General features: G+C 69.3%; 16 protein-coding genes. 5 read left to right on the top strand and 11 right to left on the bottom strand.

Annotated features, from left to right (window positions below):
• The first annotated feature begins 242 nt into the window (after positions 1 to 242).
• Positions 243 to 722: a DUF4262 domain-containing protein gene (locus tag JOD27_RS14875; protein WP_204762837.1), complete on the top strand. Its 480-nt coding sequence runs from the start codon at positions 243 to 245 to the stop codon at positions 720 to 722.
• Here the strand turns inward: JOD27_RS14875 and JOD27_RS14870 are convergent.
• A complete protein-coding gene (locus tag JOD27_RS14870; RefSeq protein WP_204762836.1) occupies positions 697 to 1,656 on the bottom strand; it encodes a helix-turn-helix transcriptional regulator in 960 nt (319 codons plus the stop codon). The genes JOD27_RS14875 and JOD27_RS14870 overlap by 26 nt on opposite strands.
• A gap of 86 nt (positions 1,657 to 1,742) precedes the next feature.
• Between JOD27_RS14870 and JOD27_RS14865 the strand changes: the two genes are divergently transcribed.
• Positions 1,743 to 2,216 (top strand): VOC family protein, encoded by a 474-nt coding sequence (locus tag JOD27_RS14865; RefSeq protein WP_239567153.1) that lies wholly within the window; start codon positions 1,743 to 1,745, stop codon positions 2,214 to 2,216.
• Here JOD27_RS14865 and JOD27_RS14860 read toward each other — a convergent pair.
• The 4 genes from JOD27_RS14860 to JOD27_RS14845 form a co-directional block, all read right to left on the bottom strand.
• The gene (locus tag JOD27_RS14860; protein ID WP_204762835.1) at positions 2,200 to 3,576 is read right to left on the bottom strand and encodes an NAD(P)/FAD-dependent oxidoreductase; all 1,377 of its coding nucleotides are present in this window, start codon (positions 3,574 to 3,576) and stop codon (positions 2,200 to 2,202) included. The genes JOD27_RS14865 and JOD27_RS14860 overlap by 17 nt on opposite strands.
• Complete coding sequence (locus tag JOD27_RS14855) at positions 3,577 to 4,785, bottom strand: MAB_1171c family putative transporter (protein WP_204762834.1); 1,209 nt, start codon at positions 4,783 to 4,785, stop codon at positions 3,577 to 3,579. It abuts the gene before it with no gap.
• Positions 4,772 to 5,329: a hypothetical protein gene (locus JOD27_RS14850; protein WP_204762833.1), complete on the bottom strand. Its 558-nt coding sequence runs from the start codon at positions 5,327 to 5,329 to the stop codon at positions 4,772 to 4,774. Before JOD27_RS14850 ends, JOD27_RS14855 begins: the two co-directional genes overlap by 14 nt.
• A 64-nt stretch (positions 5,330 to 5,393) precedes the next feature.
• Positions 5,394 to 6,101 carry a hypothetical protein gene (locus tag JOD27_RS14845; protein WP_204762832.1) on the bottom strand — a complete coding sequence of 236 codons (708 nt, stop codon included), beginning with the start codon at positions 6,099 to 6,101 and terminating at the stop codon, positions 5,394 to 5,396.
• A 214-nt stretch (positions 6,102 to 6,315) separates the two neighbouring features.
• Here JOD27_RS14845 and JOD27_RS14840 point away from each other — a divergent pair, with 214 nt between their 5' ends.
• The gene (locus JOD27_RS14840; protein ID WP_204762831.1) at positions 6,316 to 7,239 is read left to right on the top strand and encodes a GGDEF domain-containing protein; all 924 of its coding nucleotides are present in this window, start codon (positions 6,316 to 6,318) and stop codon (positions 7,237 to 7,239) included.
• A gap of 1 nt (position 7,240) precedes the next feature.
• Here JOD27_RS14840 and JOD27_RS14835 read toward each other — a convergent pair whose 3' ends face one another.
• The 6 genes from JOD27_RS14835 to JOD27_RS14810 form a co-directional block, all read right to left on the bottom strand.
• Positions 7,241 to 7,840 (bottom strand): DsbA family protein, encoded by a 600-nt coding sequence (locus JOD27_RS14835; RefSeq protein ID WP_204762830.1) that lies wholly within the window; start codon positions 7,838 to 7,840, stop codon positions 7,241 to 7,243.
• Between the two features lie 55 nt (positions 7,841 to 7,895).
• The gene (locus JOD27_RS14830) at positions 7,896 to 8,501 is read right to left on the bottom strand and encodes a TetR/AcrR family transcriptional regulator (RefSeq protein WP_204762829.1); all 606 of its coding nucleotides are present in this window, start codon (positions 8,499 to 8,501) and stop codon (positions 7,896 to 7,898) included.
• Positions 8,498 to 9,619: a glycosyltransferase gene (locus JOD27_RS14825; protein WP_204762828.1), complete on the bottom strand. Its 1,122-nt coding sequence runs from the start codon at positions 9,617 to 9,619 to the stop codon at positions 8,498 to 8,500. The genes JOD27_RS14830 and JOD27_RS14825 overlap by 4 nt, the downstream gene beginning before the upstream one ends.
• 29 nt (positions 9,620 to 9,648) lie before the next feature.
• A complete protein-coding gene (locus tag JOD27_RS14820; RefSeq protein WP_204762827.1) occupies positions 9,649 to 10,959 on the bottom strand; it encodes a DUF2252 domain-containing protein in 1,311 nt (436 codons plus the stop codon).
• Positions 10,960 to 11,247: 288 nt separating this feature from the next.
• Positions 11,248 to 13,269 (bottom strand): ArnT family glycosyltransferase, encoded by a 2,022-nt coding sequence (locus JOD27_RS14815; protein ID WP_204762826.1) that lies wholly within the window; start codon positions 13,267 to 13,269, stop codon positions 11,248 to 11,250.
• Positions 13,266 to 14,483 (bottom strand): bifunctional glycosyltransferase family 2/GtrA family protein, encoded by a 1,218-nt coding sequence (locus tag JOD27_RS14810; protein WP_372441696.1) that lies wholly within the window; start codon positions 14,481 to 14,483, stop codon positions 13,266 to 13,268. The genes JOD27_RS14815 and JOD27_RS14810 overlap by 4 nt, the downstream gene beginning before the upstream one ends.
• A 156-nt stretch (positions 14,484 to 14,639) precedes the next feature.
• On the opposite strand from JOD27_RS14810, the gene JOD27_RS14805 reads away from it, so the two are divergent.
• The gene (locus JOD27_RS14805) at positions 14,640 to 15,305 is read left to right on the top strand and encodes a response regulator transcription factor (protein ID WP_204762825.1); all 666 of its coding nucleotides are present in this window, start codon (positions 14,640 to 14,642) and stop codon (positions 15,303 to 15,305) included.
• The gene (locus tag JOD27_RS14800; RefSeq protein ID WP_307830133.1) at positions 15,302 to 16,657 is read left to right on the top strand and encodes a sensor histidine kinase; all 1,356 of its coding nucleotides are present in this window, start codon (positions 15,302 to 15,304) and stop codon (positions 16,655 to 16,657) included. Before JOD27_RS14805 ends, JOD27_RS14800 begins: the two co-directional genes overlap by 4 nt.
• The last annotated feature ends 18 nt before the right edge of the window (positions 16,658 to 16,675 follow it).

Here is a 16,675-nt window from a genome sequence, read left to right as displayed (position 1 = left end):
AGTCGAAAGCACAGGTTCACCCGTTCAGACTCATGGGCCGTGTGGTCAAGCCGTGACGTCCACACACACGAACGGCCCGGAAGAGCGAACATCCTCTGTGGACGGCCGCGCACAGCGACGGGCGGATGCAAACCGTTCCTCGTCGATCCGCACGAACTGCCCAAACGATCTTGTCGGTGCTCCTCGGCACACTGGACGAGACACGACCTCGCCCGCTCACTCCAACTCCGAGGAGACCCCTGATGTGCTGGGACTGCGAACATCCCGCGAGCCGCATGGACGACCACCTGGCCACCCTGCGCCGCTGCATCGACGCGCGCGGCTGGGCCGTGCAGGTGATGGAACGCGACCGCGCCCATCCGCCCTGGGCCTACACCGTGGGCCTGACCCTGCTCGGCCTGCCGGAGCTCGTCGTCACGGGCATGCCCGTCCTGCAGGCCGGCCGCCTGCTCGACGAGACGGCCGAACACCTCACGCACAGCTGCGTTCCCTCGCCGGGCCGGCGCTTCGCCCTCGCCGACGGCCCGCTGCTGGAGGTGGTCCGCGTGGCCCGTCCGTGGGCGCACCTCCTCGTGTCCGCCCGGCTGTTCGGCGAAGGCATCGAGGCGCTGCAACTCGTCCACGCCGACGAGTCCGGCACCTGGCCGTGGGACAAGGCCTACGAAGGGGTGCGCGGCGGTCAGCCGGTCCTGGGCGTCAGAGCGAGTCCACCGAGCGGGTGATCCGCTCACCCAGCACGCGCAGGTGGTCCACGAGCTCCGGCGGCCCGTGGACGGTGAAGTCACACCCCAGCAAGGCCAGGCGGAACGCGAGGTAGTCGATCGTGTCCTCGACGCTGTGCCAGGTGCACGAGCCGTCGTCGAGGGCTGACAGGTCGCCTGCGAAGTCCGCCAGCCGCGCCCGTGCCAGCCCCACGGGCAGTTGCAACGTCGCGTGCGCCCGATAGGTGGGCGCCGACTCGTACATCTTCTGCGTCACGTACTCCGTCGCGTCCCCGCCCGGCGCGACCCGTGCCGCGAACCGGGCCCCGGTGGCCACCGCGTCGGAGATGCGATCCAGCCGGAAGATCCGCCAGTCGTCCCGTTCCACGTCGAAGGCGAGGAGGTACCAGCGCCGGCCGAGCGCGACCAACTGAACAGGTTCGACGTGCCTCTTCGACACCACACCGTCGTTGGACACGTACGCGAACCGCACCCGCTCCCGCGCGTGCGCCGCTCCGGCGATCACCGTGAGCTGCGCCGGGTCGACCAGCGACGCGAACGACGCCGCGGCCGCAGTGGTGGCCGCCGTCAGCGACGACACCCGCCGGGCGAGCCGGGGTGGCAACACCTGCTGCAGCTTCGCCAGCGCCCGCAGCGACGCGTCGGCGATGCCCGCCACGGGCTGCCTGGCGGCCGTGCGCAGCCCGACTGCGATGGCGACGGCTTCCTCGTCGTCGAGCAGCAACGGCGGCATCGCCTTGCCCGCGACCAGCCGGTACCCGCCGAGCACGCCCATCGTGGCCTCGACGGGGTACCCGAGGTCGCGCAGCCTGTCGATGTCCCGCCGCACGGTCCTCGGCGTCACCTCCAGCCGCTCGGCCAGCTCGCTGCCGGGCCACTCCCGCGGTGTCTGCAACAGCGACAGCAGACGCAACAACCGGGCCGCATCACTCATACGGGCGAACCTAGCCGAGAAGTAGGGCTGAACCTGTCCTAGATGGGTCGTACGGTCGTGCTGCACAACATCGAAGGGATGGACTGATGAACGTCGTGCCCGAGGGCTATCACACCGTGACCCCGTGGATGATCACGAACGGCCGCACGGCCGAGCTGATCGACTTCGTCATGGAGGTGTTCGACGCGACCGACCTCGGCCGCGTCGGCGAGGCCCCGGCGATCGCTCACGCCGAGGTCCGCATCGGCGACTCGGTGGTGATGATGTTCGACGTGCCGAACTGGCCGAAGATCCCGGTCTTCCTCCGCGTCTACGTCGCCGACGACGTGGCGACGCTGAAGAAGGCGGAAGAGCTGGGCAGCAGGGTCGTGACCGACCCGACCGAGCTCTTCTGGGGCGACCGGGTCAGCCGTTTCGTCGACCCGTTCGGCAACCTGTGGTGGCTGCACCAGCGCGTCGCGGACCCGACCCCGGAGGAGATGAACGCCAGGATGGCTGATCCGGCGTTCATCAAGGCCATGGAGTACGTGCAGAGCGCGGACTTCACTCCGGCGATGTGACCCGCTCCCGCTCGTCGGGCCTCAGCGTGGGTTCCGGCGACACCTCTCGCCGGGGCCCGCGCATGGTCGCCCACATCATCCTGGGGCTGAGCAACCTGGCCATGGGCCCGGACAACGTGAACGCGTCCAGGAACACCCGCGTCACCGCCGCCTCGGTGGTGGCCGTCCGCACCAGCCGTTCGACATAACGCTGGAGAACCCGCCCTGCCAACGGCAACGGCTTCCCCACGGCGCCCGGATACAGGATGTCCTGGTTGGTGGCCATGGCCCAGGCGCCGTCGACGACCTTGCCGATGCCGCGCTGGATGCGCTGAGCCCCGTACCCGGCCGCCAGCCCGGCGTCCAGGGCCTGGGCGCTCTGCGCCGCGATGGACATCCCGTGCCCGTAAACGGGGTTGTAGGTGGCCACGGAGTCGCCCAGCGCCAGCAACCCGCTGGGCCAGGACTTCATGCGTTCGTAGAAGTTCCGCCGGTTGGCCGTGCTGTGCGACCCGTACACGGGCGACAGCGGCTCGGCCGACGCGATCAGCTCACCCACCACGGGATTGCGCACCGACCGCGCGAATGACACGAACTCCGAGGCGTCAGTCGTCGGCTCTCCGCCCCGAGTCCCGGACAGCGTCACGAGCCACCGGCCGTCCTCGATGGGCAGCAACGTGGCCGTGCAGCCGGGATGCGGATCACGTGGGTTCGCCTGCACGTTGACGATCGGGAAGCCCGAAGCGGCCGACGGGGGAGCCCGGAAAATCCGGGTGGCGTAAGCAAGTCCGGAGTCGACGCTCTCCGAGTGCACCGGAGGCAGGCCGAACGAGGTCAGCCAGGCGGGCAGCCGCGAACCACGTCCGGTCGAGTCCACCACCAGGGTGGCTTCCAGCGAGATCTGCTCGCGGGAGATCCGGTCCTCCACCAGCACACCGGTGACGGCGTGCCGATCACCCAGCAACGACACGGGTTCGGTGCCCGTCAGCACCGAGATCTTGTTGTCCCGCAACGCCTGGCTGCGCACGACCCAGTCCAGCAGCCCGCGGCTGCACGAGACGATGAACTGCATCTCGGGGAACCTCGGCACCCATCCCTGGGCGCTCAGCGACACCAGGTCGTTGGGCACCCCGATCCGGTGCGCGCCCGCGGCGAACAACGCGTCCAACGTCCCTGGCAGCAACGACTCGATCGCACGGGCGCCACCGGACATCAGCAGGTGCGCGTGCCGGGCCTGCGGCACACCGGACCGCGGCGAGGGCCCGTCCGGCAGCTTGTCGCGCTCGACGACGGTGACCTCGTCGAAGTGTCTGACGAGAACGGACGCCGCGAGCATGCCCGCGAGTCCGCCTCCCAGGACAACGGCGTGTCTGGGTGCCATCTAATCCATTCCCCCTGCTGCTTCCACACGGGTCGCGACCGCCGCGTCCACGATCGGCGAGTGCTGGAACGCCCGCGAGATCCGCACCCACCTGTCGTGCTCGGCGGCGAGGTCGGTGCCGTCGACGATCTCCGAGGCGGGCCGGCGCTTCGCGGGTGTCCTGCGGCAGCCGGATCCCGCTGCCCGCAGCTGGGCCGCTTCCACGACGGCGGCGACCTCGTCCTTGGGCAGGGACGCCTGGCGTGCGAGGGAAGTCGCGGTCTCGCCCACGGACAGGTCGAAGTACGGCGTGAGTGCCCACCGCCAGTCGTTGAGCTCGATGATCTGCCGCCGCACCCGGTGGTGCGGATTGAGGAACTTGCCGGGCGCCACCAGCACGATGCCGGGGTTGACGTGCACCAGAGCGCGGTGCAGCGGGCGCAGGGCGAAGTAGGTCCGCCACCGGCGCAGCCACAGCGACGGCGACGGGCGGCGCGGGCCGAACACCGGCAGCGCCATCGCGATCACGAGCGGGATCATGCTGAGCGACGCCATCAGCGGCGCGGTGAGGCTCAGGATGTCGAAGCTGCGCTCACCGGCCCAGTCCATCATCAGCACGAACAGCTTGATGACCGCGAACGCCACCGGGAAGAGACCGGCGAAGCAGTACCAGCGCAGTCCCCGCGCGAGCCACGGCCGGGCGGAGATGGCCTCGTCCCGCGCACCCTGCCAGCAGTGGTACGCCTGGCCACCGCACCCGACCCCGGTCGCCACGAGGTAGATGAACAGGAACAGCGCCACCGTCGGCTGCGTGGCGTAGAACGTGTCGAAGTCGACCTGGCGCTCCTCGTCGACCTCGGACTTGAAGAACAGCACGATCATCGCCGCGACGATCGAGGTGTAGCTGACGACGATCAGCCGGACCCGTTGCCACGCAAGGGCAGCCGGGTAGCGCCAGAACAGCACCAGGGAGAACGACGCACCGGCGAAGCAGACCACGAGGCCGTAGACGAGCAGTGCCGCGAAGTTCGGCACGCCGCTCGACCAGTTGATCCACGTGATGTTCGCGGGCGCGGCGAACAGCACGGCGAACGCCGAGAAGAAGACGGTGGAGATCAACGCCACGACCCGCGGGCTGCCCCAGCTCGACCACAGCGCACGGATCTTGTACGCGAGGAGGAGCAGACCGACGATGCCGCACGAGAGGTAGATCAGGTTAAAGATCGCCACGACGCACCCAGCGAGATCTTCCTTCGAGAGACTCGGCCACCCGGCGCACGTGCGGGGGCTCCTCGGTGGCGGCCGTGTCGGCCCACACCCGGTGTTCCGTCAGGCGTTCCAGCAGGTGGTCGGCGAGGTTCTCGGCCTCGCGCTCCTCGTCCTCGGTCAGCGTCGTGCGGCCGGCGATGATCTGCGCCATCCGCGGCAGCAGGTGCGGTGCGAGCTTGCGCATGCCCTCGCTGCGGCCGAGCGCCACCGGCTGGTGTTCCAGCAGCACGTGCGCGAACTCGTGCAGCAGCACGTGCAGGCGGTGGTACCAGGACGGAGAGTCCGCGCAGATCACCAGATACGTGCCGTTCTCGAGCAACGCCGTGGCGCCGCTCAGACAGACGGCGTTCGTGATCGCGGCGAAGCGGACGTCGACCGAGCGTCCGAGCCGTTCGCTCATCAGCTCGCAGACCCGGCGGCTCGCGTCCCGGTGCGTGGCGTCGGGCGGCAGGTCGAGGTCTCGGGCGACCTCGTCGACCAGCTTGCGCAGTTTCCTGCGGTTCACCCGTCGCCTCCTCTCGATGTCGTCTGCAGCGGTCCAGGCAGAGATCTTCACGCCGGTGTCGTCATCAAGTGTGGTCCGCGGATGTACGGCGGCTGTTCAGTGGGAACGACCAGCCCTCCCCGACTTCGAGTGCCTGCCGGAACCCTTCTACCGCAGCGGCTCTGGCCTGCGGGGACAGTTCGCCCGTACGTTCGGCCAGACGGGTGACGAACTCGACGACGCCGAGTTCGCGCAGTGCCAGGAAGTCCGTGAGCTCCGAGTCGACCCGAGCCGCGAGGTCGTCGTCGAAGAAGTACGCGGGGTCGGCGCCGAAGTGGTCGGCCAGGCCGAGGATGTGCTTGAGGCGCGGGTTGTCGCTGGTGTTGCTCAGCAGCTCGCGGATGTAGCTCGCGGAGATGCTGCCGAACTGACCGGACGAGCTGATCGAGGCGGCGACCTCCTCCGGCGACCACGGTCCGCGGTCCGGTGGGTGCACGGCCTCGAACAGGGTGCTCAACGCGGTGGCGCGCCAGCCGGGCCGCTCACCGGGGTGCAGCTCGCGGCGGCCGCCGAGGAACACGGCGGGGTGCACGCCGAGCGCGCCGGCGAGGTCGACTATGGCCTGGCAGGTCGGGTTGTCCTTCACACCGAGCCGGAGCTGCGAGATGTAGCCGTGCCCGATGTCGCCACCCCGTGACTTCACCGCCGCGGCGAGCGCTACGTTGGTCACCTTGCCCTGGCCGTTGGGCGGGTTGTTGCACAGCTCGTTGAGCATCTCGGCGAACGGCCTCACGCCACACCTCCGCTGGAGCGACCCCTGGCCAGCGATCATTCCACTGTTGTGGAACCCGCAGAGCATATGGCATCACAGGGGTTGAATCCACCAGTGCGTAGCCCTATGATCACACTCCGCCGCTTCAACTGTTGTGTCGCGTTTGATCCGAACGACGTCACTTGAGTTGAAAGCGGCAGTTCGAGCCAGTCAGAGCTGATGTCTGGGGGGACTCATGACGACTGTGCGAATGGGGCTTCCTGTGGACCACGGTTCTCTGCGCCTGCACGACGAGAGCGCTCCCACGCGCTGTGGCACGTGCGCACAACCCGTGGGCGCGTGGGCGACGGATCGGCTGACGGGCCTGCTCGGCCGCTGGGGCTGGGACGACCAGGCGCCCGCGATGTACCGCCGCGCTCAGCGCCGGTGGGAGCAGGTCGCGCTGCTGATGATCGACCTCGACCGCTTCAAGAAGATCAACGACGACTACGGCCACCCGGCCGGCGACGTCGTGCTGAGCGACGTGGCCGACGTCCTGAAGGCACACACGCGCTCGTCGGACCTCGTGTGCCGGTACGGCGGCGACGAGTTCCTCGTGCTGCTGCCGCGCACGACGGCTGGTGAGGCGACCGTTGTGGCCGAACGAATGCTGCGCGGAATCCGCTCGCTACAGACCGAGATCGTCACCAACGACGGCTACGGCATGACGTTGTCCGGCCAGACCGCGTCCATCGGCGTCGCGTCCCACGTCCCTGCACGCGACGACACGTTGATCGACCTCGTCCGCGACACCGACGCGGCGTTGCAGCGGGCGAAGCGCAAGGGCAGGGCCCGCGTCCAGGTGCACGACCCGAGCGCGTGCGCGGCCGAGCGCAACACCGACGCCTCGGCGCTGCACCACCTGATCGCGTTGCAGGACCTGATGAGCAGCGAGCAGCTGCCGCACGTCCTCGTCGCGTTGTCCGACGGCGCCAAGGTGCTCGAGGAACTGGCCTCGGCACTCGGTCCGAACGTGCAATGCACCCTGGAACGCCTGCAGGACAACGGTTTCGTGCACCGTCGGGCCGCGCGCTACGAGCTCACCGCCGCTGCTCGCGAATGGATCACCGACGTGTTGCCGGCCGTGGCCGCGTGGACGAACCGCCACCAGTCCCGCTGACTCAGAGCAACGTGGCCAGCCTGGACTCGACCTGCTCGACCGAGGCGTGTCCGCGTGCGAGCGCGTACGCGTCGTTCCCCTTGACCGCGATCAGCGTCGGGTAGCTGCTCACGCCGAGTCGCGCCGCCAGCTGGAAGTCCTCGTCGGCCACGGCGGCCTTGAACGCGCCCACGACCGCGTCGGAGTCGAGCCCGAAGTCGTCGGCGATCTTCCGGTAGGTCTTCGCGTCGGACAGGCTCAACCCGTCGTGGAAGTAGGCCTTCTGCATCGCGATGGCCAGCTCGGCGGCCTTCTCCGGAGCGGCCTGGCGCAACGCGATCAGCCCGCGCGCGGCATCGCCGGAGTCCATGACGAACGTTCCCTCGTCGAGCAGCGCGTTGAACGCCTCGCCGAACCGCGCCCCGGTCTGCTCGGTGACCTGGACGTTGGCGGCCTTGATGAACCCGTACTCGCGGATCGGCACCCGCCGCTGCCCGGTGAACAGCCCACCCGAGACCACCTCGACCGGCAGGTCGGGATGGCGGGCGATGACCTCCGCCAGAGTGCCGGAGAAGGCGTGCGACCAGCCGCAGTAGGCGTCGAAGACGTAGACGAGCTTCACGGTGGAAGCAAAGCACCCGATCGCGTGGAATATTCCCGTCTGTGACGACCGGCACTCAGCGGGCGAAGATCGTGACGGCCTGCCGCGCCAGCCACTCCTCGGCCTCGTCCCACGACCAGCCGCACTCCTTGACGAGCGTCCGCCACGCCCCGAACCCGAAGCAGAACCACAGCACGTCGGTGGCCTTCTCGACGTCCATGTCGAGAAAACCTTTGTCGTGCAGGTGTTCGGCGACATCCCGCAACGCCTGCCGGTACGCCGTCGTGCTCTGCTCCCACAGCGCGGCCCCGTCCTCGTGTGCGGGGATCGCCGCGTAGAGCACCTCGACGACCTGCTGCCCGCCCTCGTTGCCCAGGCGGGTTCCCTTGGCCAGCAACGTCAATGCCGTCGCCAGATCGTCGCTCCGCCTGATCGCAGCAGTGGTCGAGGCCGCGTCGCTCCTGCTGATCGACTCACCGATGATCTTGTGCAGGATCTCCGACTTGCTGCCGACGCTCGAGTAGACGGTCTGCGGCGCGACCCCGGCCCGCTTGGCGATGTCCGCCACCGTGACCCGCGCGTACCCGTTGGCGGAGAACAACTCCACAGCCGCGCCCAGGATGTCCCGACGGGTGTCGGCGGCGTCCTGAGCGCGGCGCGGAGAGTGGTAGGACCTCGTCATGAACCAGCTTCCAGCATCACGGCCACCTCGTTCGCATCCGGCATGGCGGCGATCTCCTTGGCGATCGTCGTGACGTTCTCCCGGAAGCTCACGTCCTCCAGCACGGTCTTCACCGCCGCCACCAACGCCTCAGGCGTCTGCGCAGGAGGGTTGAGCGCGATCCCGGCCCCGGCCGCGGCCACCCGCTCGGCCTGGAAGAACTGGTCGGCGCCCTGCGGCAACACCACCAGCGGCACACCCTTCATGAGCGCGGCCGACGTCGTGCCGGCCCCACCGTGCGTCACCACGACGTCGACACCGTCCAGCAGGTCCTCCATCGGCGTGAACCCGACGAACGTGACCCGCTCGTGGTCCACGTCGAACTCCTCCGACCTGGCCGCCAGCCCCAGCGTCACCACGACCTCCACGTCCAAAGTGGACAGGCTGCGCAGCAACGGACTGAGCTTCGCCGGATCGCCGAACCACGTCCCGAACGTCACGAGCACCCGCGCCCGCTCCGAAACAGCCGGCTTCGCCCCACTCACGCCGGGCAGGCTGAACGCCTCCGGCCGCAACGGCAACCAGCCCTCCGGCTGCCGCCACTCGTCCGCCCGCATCGAGGCGGGCCACGTGTCGAGCAGCCACCGCCGCGGCTGCCACGGCAGACCTCGCGCGTCGTGCCGCGTGCGAGCCATGCCGTCCATGGCCTCAGTAAACACCGGCGGCAACGGCGGCCCGAACGCCAGGGTCGCGACCGGCGCACCCTGCGCGGCCGCCACCAACGGCCCCACGTAGTCACACAACTCGGCCACGACCAGATCGGCCTCGAAGCCCTCCATCGCCGCGAACGCCTCGTCCGCGGTCAGGTCGATCCGGGTCCCGGCGAAGAACTCGGCCACCGACTCGGGCGTAGGAGCACCCGCCGGATCAGCCCCGGTCCGCCGCGCGACCTCGGCGAGCAGCACGTCCGGCAACGGCCCGGCCGCACGTAGTTCAAGCCCCTGAGCTGCGACGACCGGCGCCATGCCGGCGGCGGCCAGCACGGCCACCTCGTGACCCCGCTCCTTGAACGCGCGGGCGAGGGGGAGCAGCGGCAGCAGGTGGCCGTGCTGCGGAACACTCGAGAAGAGGATGCGCATATTCACCAGAGTACGCATCTAACGAATAGCTAGGCCGTCGAGCCAACACCCTTGATCCGGCCTTCCCGGAACGCGTCCACGAACAGGCGGTGGTCCTCGCGGGTCTGCCGGGCGTAGTCGAGGGCGAACGCGACGATCGAGTCGGCGAACGCGGCCGAGCGGTCGCCGATCACCGCGGCGATGGCCTCCTCGCACTGGAACGCGACGAGGGTCTGCTCGGAGTCCTCGTCGGCCACGCAGTGCATCTTGGCCGTGGCGCGGCCCAGGTAGTCGAGGACCGGGAGCATGTCGGCGGGTTCGGTGAGGTCGGACCAGTCGAGGTCGGCCTCGTAGGGGGAGAGTTCGGCGACGACGTAGCCGACGCCGTTGATCTGGGTGTGGCCGAGCCACGGGTCGGCGTGGGCCTGGAGGGCTCGTTGGGAGACGGCGGTGCGGTGACCGTGGTCGGTGAAGTAGTCGCGGATGCGCTGGTCGGGGACGATTCGGCTGGGGGCGGCGACGTTGGCCTGCTTCATGGAGAGGACGACGTCGTTCTCCAGCGCCTGGGTGCGGCCTTCGACCAGGATGTTGTAGGCGTGCAGGCCGGCCGACCCGATGCCGAAGCCGCTGCGGCCGACCACGTCCTTGACGGTGTAGGTCCGGCTGCTGGCTCGCTTGCCGGTCGGGATGGTGTCCAGGTAGGACGTGAAGGCCTCTTCGACGGCGGCGCGCACTGAAGGGGTGAGTTCGTGGGTGCCCTCGCGGTCGCGGCGGAAGGTGCGCTCGTAGTCGACGATGACGGTTTTCTCGTCGAGAAGGCCGATTCGGGTGGCCAGGCGGGCGCGTTGCAGGACGCGGTGCAGGGCGCCCTCGGTGCTGTCGAGGCGCAGGCTGAAGAGCTCGTCGTTCGGGCGTTCGGCGAACGCGCGGACCTGGGTCACGTAGGCGGCGACGTAGGTGCGGATCAGGTCGGTGATCACGCTGTCCGGCAACGCCTTGCGCCAGCCCAGCAGGGCCATCGAGGCGGCGAAGCGGCGGAGGTCCCAGGTGAACGAGCCCAGGTAGGCCTCGTCGAAGTCGTTGACGTCGAAGACGAGCGTGCCCTCGGAGTCCATGTAGGTGCCGAAGTTCTGCGCGTGCAGGTCGCCCTGGATCCAGATGCGGCTGGTGCGGTCGTCGGTCCACTCATCGGACAATTCGGCCATGTCGGCGTAGAACAGGCAGGCGCTGCCTCTGTAGAACGCGAACGGTTCGGCCGCCATCTTGCGGAACTTGTGCCGGAACGCGGCAGGGTCGGCGGACATCAGCCCGGCGAAGGCGTTCTCGAGCACGCTCACAATGCGGTCACCGCGATCGGTCATGGTGCCCCTCCCTCTCGCTCTTGAGGACGCAGATCTCAGCACGAGGATGCTCGCGCGTGGCCATGCGTCTGCAAATTTCACGAGACGGGCAGGAATCGAGAAGCTTGCGGTGAGGGGTGGGCCTAGCGTCGACGGCATGTGCTTCATGTTCGGAGCCAGCAGGGAACAGGTGCGTCACATGCTCGGCCTCGACGACGAGGAGATACCGCAGGAGGAGGTGCTGGTTCCCGCGACCGACGACCGGCCGCGGGATTGAGTGCGCCCAGGCCGTGGCCTGGGCGCAGCACCTCACGCGTGGCACTCCAGCAGGGTCTCGGTGGATCCGCCGTACGCGCTCGGGTCCACTGTGGAGCAGTGCTGCTGGATCCACTCCTGGCGGCCGTGGTCGCCGCGACCGCCGCGGCCGTCGCGAGGGCCACCGCGCTCGCCACCGCCCAGCACGAACTTCAGCTTGCCCTCGCTCACCCACGACTGGAGCTGGTCGACCGACGGCGCGTTGTCCGAGCCGGAGAACCCGCCCATGCCGATCACCACCTCGTCGGAGCCCATGATGTACGGCGAGGCCGCCTGCGCCGAACCGTCGACCGCCAGGGTGATCTCGGCGCCCCCGCTGTGCTCCTTGGCGTAGTTGAGGATCCGCTTCTGCTCGTCGGTGAGCTCGCCGCGCAGACCACCGGGGCCACCGATCATCGGCGCGCGGTTGCGCATGCCGCCGGGCGGTTGCATGCCGCCAGGTGGCTGCATGCCGTTCGGGGGCTGCTGGCCGTTCGGGGGCTGCTGGCCGTTCGGCGGCGGGCCGTTCCGGTAGATGAACCCACCGAAGTTGCGGTCGATCGGCCCGGCCGCGGGCATCACGCCGTTGATGCCGGCCCTCGCAGCGGTGGCGGTGGACCACACCGCGGGTGTCAGCAGCACGGCGACGAGCGCGGCCACCAGCCCGACCCTCCGCAGGCCGACGACGAGCACGACCACCGCGACCACAGCGACTCCGAGCGTTGCCCAGCGAGTCCACCCGTGGAACGAAAGGTCCCGCGACACCACCACGAACGCCCATCCCGCGGTGATCGCGACGGCCAACGGCAGCAGGAACCGCACAGCGCTCTTGGCACGCCAGAACATCGCAATCCCGGCAGCGCTGATCGCCGCCACCGCCGGTGCCATCATCGTCGTGTAGTACGGGTGGAAGATGCCCTGCGCGAAGCTGAACACCGCGGCCGTGACGAGCAGCCAGCCACCCCACATGAACCAGCCCGCTCGTTCGGCGGGATCGCCGGGAACCTTGGCCCGCCACCGCAGCACGCCCGCAACGGAGACAGCGCCCAGCACCAACAGGCACAACGGCAACAGCCACGAGATCTGCCCGCCGACCGAGGCGTCGAACATGCGCGTGATCCCCGGCTGTCCGCCGAACATCGCGCCGCCGCCAGGCCCGGCGAACTCCATTTCCGGAGGTGGCCCTGAACCACCCCGGTTGCCATCACCGCCGAACACCCGGCCGAGACCGTTGTAACCGATGATCAGGTCCCACGCGCCGCCGTCCGTGCTACCGCCGATGTAGGGCTTGGATCCCGGCCACCACGCGTGCAGCGCCACCCACCAGAACGACGACGCCACCAGCACCGCACCCGCCGCCACCAGGTCGAGGATCCGCCGCTTCACCGGCGTGGAAACACCGACCAGGTAGGCGAGAGCGAAGGCCGGCACCACGATCCAGGCCTGCAGCATCTTGGTCAGGAACCCGCAGCCGATGAAGAACGCGCACCACAGCAACCACTTCCTGCCTCCGTTCGCGCGCACCGACCGCGTGAACGCATAGGCCGCGGCCACGAGCAGCAACACCAGCAACGTGTCCGGGTTGTTGTCCCGGTTGATCGCCACGGTGATCGGCGTCAGAGCCAGGATCAACGCCGCGAGCAACGCCACCTTCTCGTCCGCCCACAGCCGGACCGTGCGGTGCAACAGGAACACCGCCGCCACGCCCTCGACCACCTGCGGCAGCAGCACCGCCCACCCGTGGAACCCGAAGAGCCACACGGCGACGGCCTGCGGCCACAACGCCATCGGCGGCTTGTCGACGGTCACCACACCGGCGGGGTCGAACGAGCCGAACAGGAAGTTGGTGAGGCTCGTCGACATGGACTTCGCGGCGGCCGAGTAGTACGGGTTGCCGACCTGGCCGGAGCCGATCGCCCACACGTACAGAACCCCTGCCACCACACAGATCGCGACGAGCGCCCACACCGGCCAACGGGAAGGTCGTGCTGATTCCGGCGTCTCGGCGGGAGAAGCCACTTCGGCAGTGGCGGTCATGCCTGGTCCTTTCGGTTGACCCGGCGGAACACCCAGCTCCGCAACAGGAAGAAGCGCCCCGCCGTGCCGATGGCCGACGAGCCGAGCAGCACGACCAGCTCCAGCGCACGGGACGGATCAGGAACGGCCGCGTGCGACACGAGCAGCGCGGCCGACGTGAACGCGTAGTAGAGGCCGAACACCACGAAGCCCTGCAGATGTGTTCTGCCGCGGGCCGTGTTGCGAGCCGTGAAGGTGAAGCGGCGATTGGCCTCCGTGTTGAAGAGAGTCGTGATGACCAGGGCGGCGAGGTTGGCCGCGAGCACCGGCCACCACAGCCGGAAGACGCCGTACAGAGCCAGGTTCGCGAGCGTGGAGATCACGCCGATCACCGCGAACGACAGCACCTGCCAGGAGAGCCCGCCCTCGCTGCGGCTCAGCACGGCGTCGGGGTGGATGGCGCGGGGCTGGGGCCGTTGCGGCAGACCGCGGACGAGCGCCGTGCCGTTGGCCTTGGCGCGCGCCACGCGGATCAGGCCCTTGATGTCGTCGATCGCGGTGTTGACGACGTCGACCCGGCTGTCGACGTCCTCGACCCAGTCGACCGGCACCTCGTGCACGCGCAGACCGTTGTGCTCGGCCAGGAGCAGCAGCTCGGTGTCGAAGAACCACGCCTCGTCGCGCGCCCGGTCGAGCAACGGGCGGATGACGTCGGTCCGCGCCGCCTTGAAGCCGCACTGGGCGTCGCTGAACCGCGCGCCGTGCGTCAGCCGGATCAACGCGTTGTACGCACGGGAGACCAGCTCACGCCGTGGCCCGCGCACCGTCCGCGAACCGGGCGCGAGCCGAGAGCCGATCGCGAGGTCCGAGTGCCCGTTGAGCAGCGGCGCCACCAGCGGCAGCAACCCGTCCAGCCCGGTGGAGAGATCGACGTCCATGTAGACGACGACGGCCGCCTCGCTGGAGCCCCACGACTCCCGCAACGCGAGCCCGCGGCCCTTGCGGTCGAGGTGGTGCACGCGGACACGCTCGTACCGGGCCGCCAGCTTCTCGGCCACCGCCAGGGTTCTGTCGGTGCTGGCGTTGTCCACCACCACGATCGACCAGTCGAACGGGAACTGCTCCTCGAGGAACGCGTGCAGCACCTCGACGCAACCGGGCAGGGCGCGTTCCTCGTTGTAGACGGGGATCATGATGTCGACCGTCCCCGTGGCCTGTGCGGTGCTCACCGCCATTGGTTCTCCGTTCCACTGTGGACTGCAGCTGTGCTCGCTGCAGCACCGAGAGTGCTGACGCGGTCGTGAGAACGTCCTTGGCTTCTGCTGAGAGATTCGTGAGAGGTGGCCGCTTCACACAGCGGACTCACAGGTTCCGGCTCTACCGTCGCCACCATGCGACTGCTCGTGGTGGACGACGACCCGGACGTCCGGGACAGTCTGCGGCGCAGCCTCGAGTTCGAGGGCTACGAGGTCACCACCGCCGCCGACGGAGCCGAGGCGCTGCGCCTGCTCACCGGCATCGACCTGGCGATCCTCGACCTGATGATGCCGAACGTGGACGGTTCGGAGGCCTGCCGCCGGTTGCGCGCGGCGGGGGAGCGTCTGCCCGTGCTGATGCTCACGGCCCGCGACGCGCTGGGCGACCGGGTGACGGGTCTCGACGCCGGCGCCGACGACTACCTGGTCAAGCCGTTCGCGCTGGAGGAACTCCTGGCCCGCGTCCGCGCCCTGCTCAAGCAGAACCGCCTGAGACCGGCCCCGAGCTCGTTGCACTTCGCCGACCTGGTCATGGATCCGCAGGCCCGCGAGGTCACCAGGGCGGGCACGCGGCTCGACCTGACCCCGACCGAGTTCGACCTGCTGGCGGTGTTCCTGCGCGACCCGGAACGGTTGCTGACCAAGCAGCACCTCAAGCACGCCGTCTGGGGTCACGACCACGGCACCAACAACCTCGACGTGTACATCGGCTACCTGCGCCGCAAGACCGAGGCAGGCGGCCGCTCCCGCCTGCTCCACACGGTGCGCGGCCTCGGTTTCATCCTGCGCGAGTCGTCGTGAGGGGCCCGGTGCTGCTGCGCGGCAAACTCGCGTTGATCACCGCGTGCGTGGTGGCCGTGGCGATCACCGGGATCAGCGTCGTCACCTGGCTCGTGACCGAGCACAACCTGCGCACGCAGCTGGACAAGTCGATGCTCGCGAGCCTGCCACCGCCGGTCCTGCGGCCACCGGAGCTGGGGATGAGGCGGGAGTTCAAGCTGCGGTGCGACGAGGGCGCTCCCGGTCAAGGGCTGCAACTGGTCCTGCAGGGCATCCAGCTGTTCAAGCTCGACGGCAGCACCTGCGCTCCGCCCGGCGTCGACCCTGCCGTCACCGTCCCCGGCGACGACCAGGTGACCACTCCGACGTTCCGCGACGGCCTGACGGCGGCGGGCACGTCGGTCCGCGTTCTGCTGGTACCGCTGGACAACGGCGACGTCCTGATCCTCAGCCGCAGCCTCGTCGAGATCGACGACACGCTGGCCGCGCTGGCCGGGGTGCTCGTGAGCGTCGCCGTCTTCGGAGCGGTGCTGGTCGCCGCACTCGGTTTCTGGTTGACCCGCCGTGCCCTGGCCCCGATGGAACGCCTCACCGAAGCCGCCGAACACATCGCCCGCACCGAGGATCTGACGACCCCGGTCACCGTCTCGGGCCAGGACGAGGTCGGCAGGCTCGGCCGCGCCTTCACGTCGATGACCGCCGCGCTGGCCGAATCCCGCCGCCGGCAACGGGATCTCGTCAACGACGCCGCCCACGAGCTCCGCACGCCGTTGACCAGCCTGCGCACCAACATCGATCTGTTGGTGCGCAGTGAACGCACTGGCCGCGAGCTGCCCCAGCGCGGCGAGGTGCTCGACCGTCTGCAGGCCCAGAGCCAGGAGTTCACCGACCTCGTCACCGAACTCGTCGTGCTCGCCCGTGACGACCGCGAACTGGCCCGCGAACCCGTCGACGTCGCCGACGTGATCGACCGCGCGGTGAAACGCGCCCGCAGCCGTGCCCACGACCACGTCTTCGATGTCGACCGCTCCCAGTGGCGGACCCTCGGCGACGCGGCCGCGCTCGAACGCAGCGTGCTGAACCTGCTGGACAACGCGGTGAAGTTCGGCCCGGCCGGTTCGACGATCACGGTCCGCTCCCGGCCCGGCTGGCTCACGGTCACCGACGAGGGACCCGGACTCCCGCCAGAACACAGGGAAGTGGCGTTCGAACGGTTCTGGCGCGCGCCCGGCGCCCGCGGCCTGCCCGGTTCCGGGCTGGGACTGGCGATCGTGGCGGACATCGTTGCGGTGCACGGAGGTGCCGTGCGGTTCGTGCCCAACGGCCGAGGCGCCTCGGTACGTCTCAAGCTGCCGACGATCGTCGGTGGTTGACGCGGGCGGCTCTGCACC

It is taken from the genome of Lentzea nigeriaca (assembly GCF_016907955.1).
In the GTDB taxonomy this organism is placed as follows: domain Bacteria; phylum Actinomycetota; class Actinomycetes; order Mycobacteriales; family Pseudonocardiaceae; genus Lentzea; species Lentzea nigeriaca.
Note: the sequence above shows the minus strand (reverse complement) of the source record. Positions and strands in the feature narration are given on the sequence as shown.

Coding starts and splice junctions, on each gene's coding strand:
- JOD27_RS14860 (WP_204762835.1), bottom strand. CDS start 3,576: ATGGCACCCAGACACGCCGTTGTCCTGGGAGGCGGACTCGCGGGCATG.
- JOD27_RS14875 (WP_204762837.1), top strand. CDS start 243: ATGTGCTGGGACTGCGAACATCCCGCGAGCCGCATGGACGACCACCTG.
- JOD27_RS14840 (WP_204762831.1), top strand. CDS start 6,316: ATGACGACTGTGCGAATGGGGCTTCCTGTGGACCACGGTTCTCTGCGC.
- JOD27_RS14865 (WP_239567153.1), top strand. CDS start 1,743: ATGAACGTCGTGCCCGAGGGCTATCACACCGTGACCCCGTGGATGATC.
- JOD27_RS14805 (WP_204762825.1), top strand. CDS start 14,640: ATGCGACTGCTCGTGGTGGACGACGACCCGGACGTCCGGGACAGTCTG.
- JOD27_RS14830 (WP_204762829.1), bottom strand. CDS start 8,501: ATGACGAGGTCCTACCACTCTCCGCGCCGCGCTCAGGACGCCGCCGAC.
- JOD27_RS14820 (WP_204762827.1), bottom strand. CDS start 10,959: ATGACCGATCGCGGTGACCGCATTGTGAGCGTGCTCGAGAACGCCTTC.
- JOD27_RS14870 (WP_204762836.1), bottom strand. CDS start 1,656: ATGAGTGATGCGGCCCGGTTGTTGCGTCTGCTGTCGCTGTTGCAGACA.
- JOD27_RS14815 (WP_204762826.1), bottom strand. CDS start 13,269: ATGACCGCCACTGCCGAAGTGGCTTCTCCCGCCGAGACGCCGGAATCA.
- JOD27_RS14825 (WP_204762828.1), bottom strand. CDS start 9,619: ATGCGCATCCTCTTCTCGAGTGTTCCGCAGCACGGCCACCTGCTGCCG.
- JOD27_RS14810 (WP_372441696.1), bottom strand. CDS start 14,483: ATGGCGGTGAGCACCGCACAGGCCACGGGGACGGTCGACATCATGATC.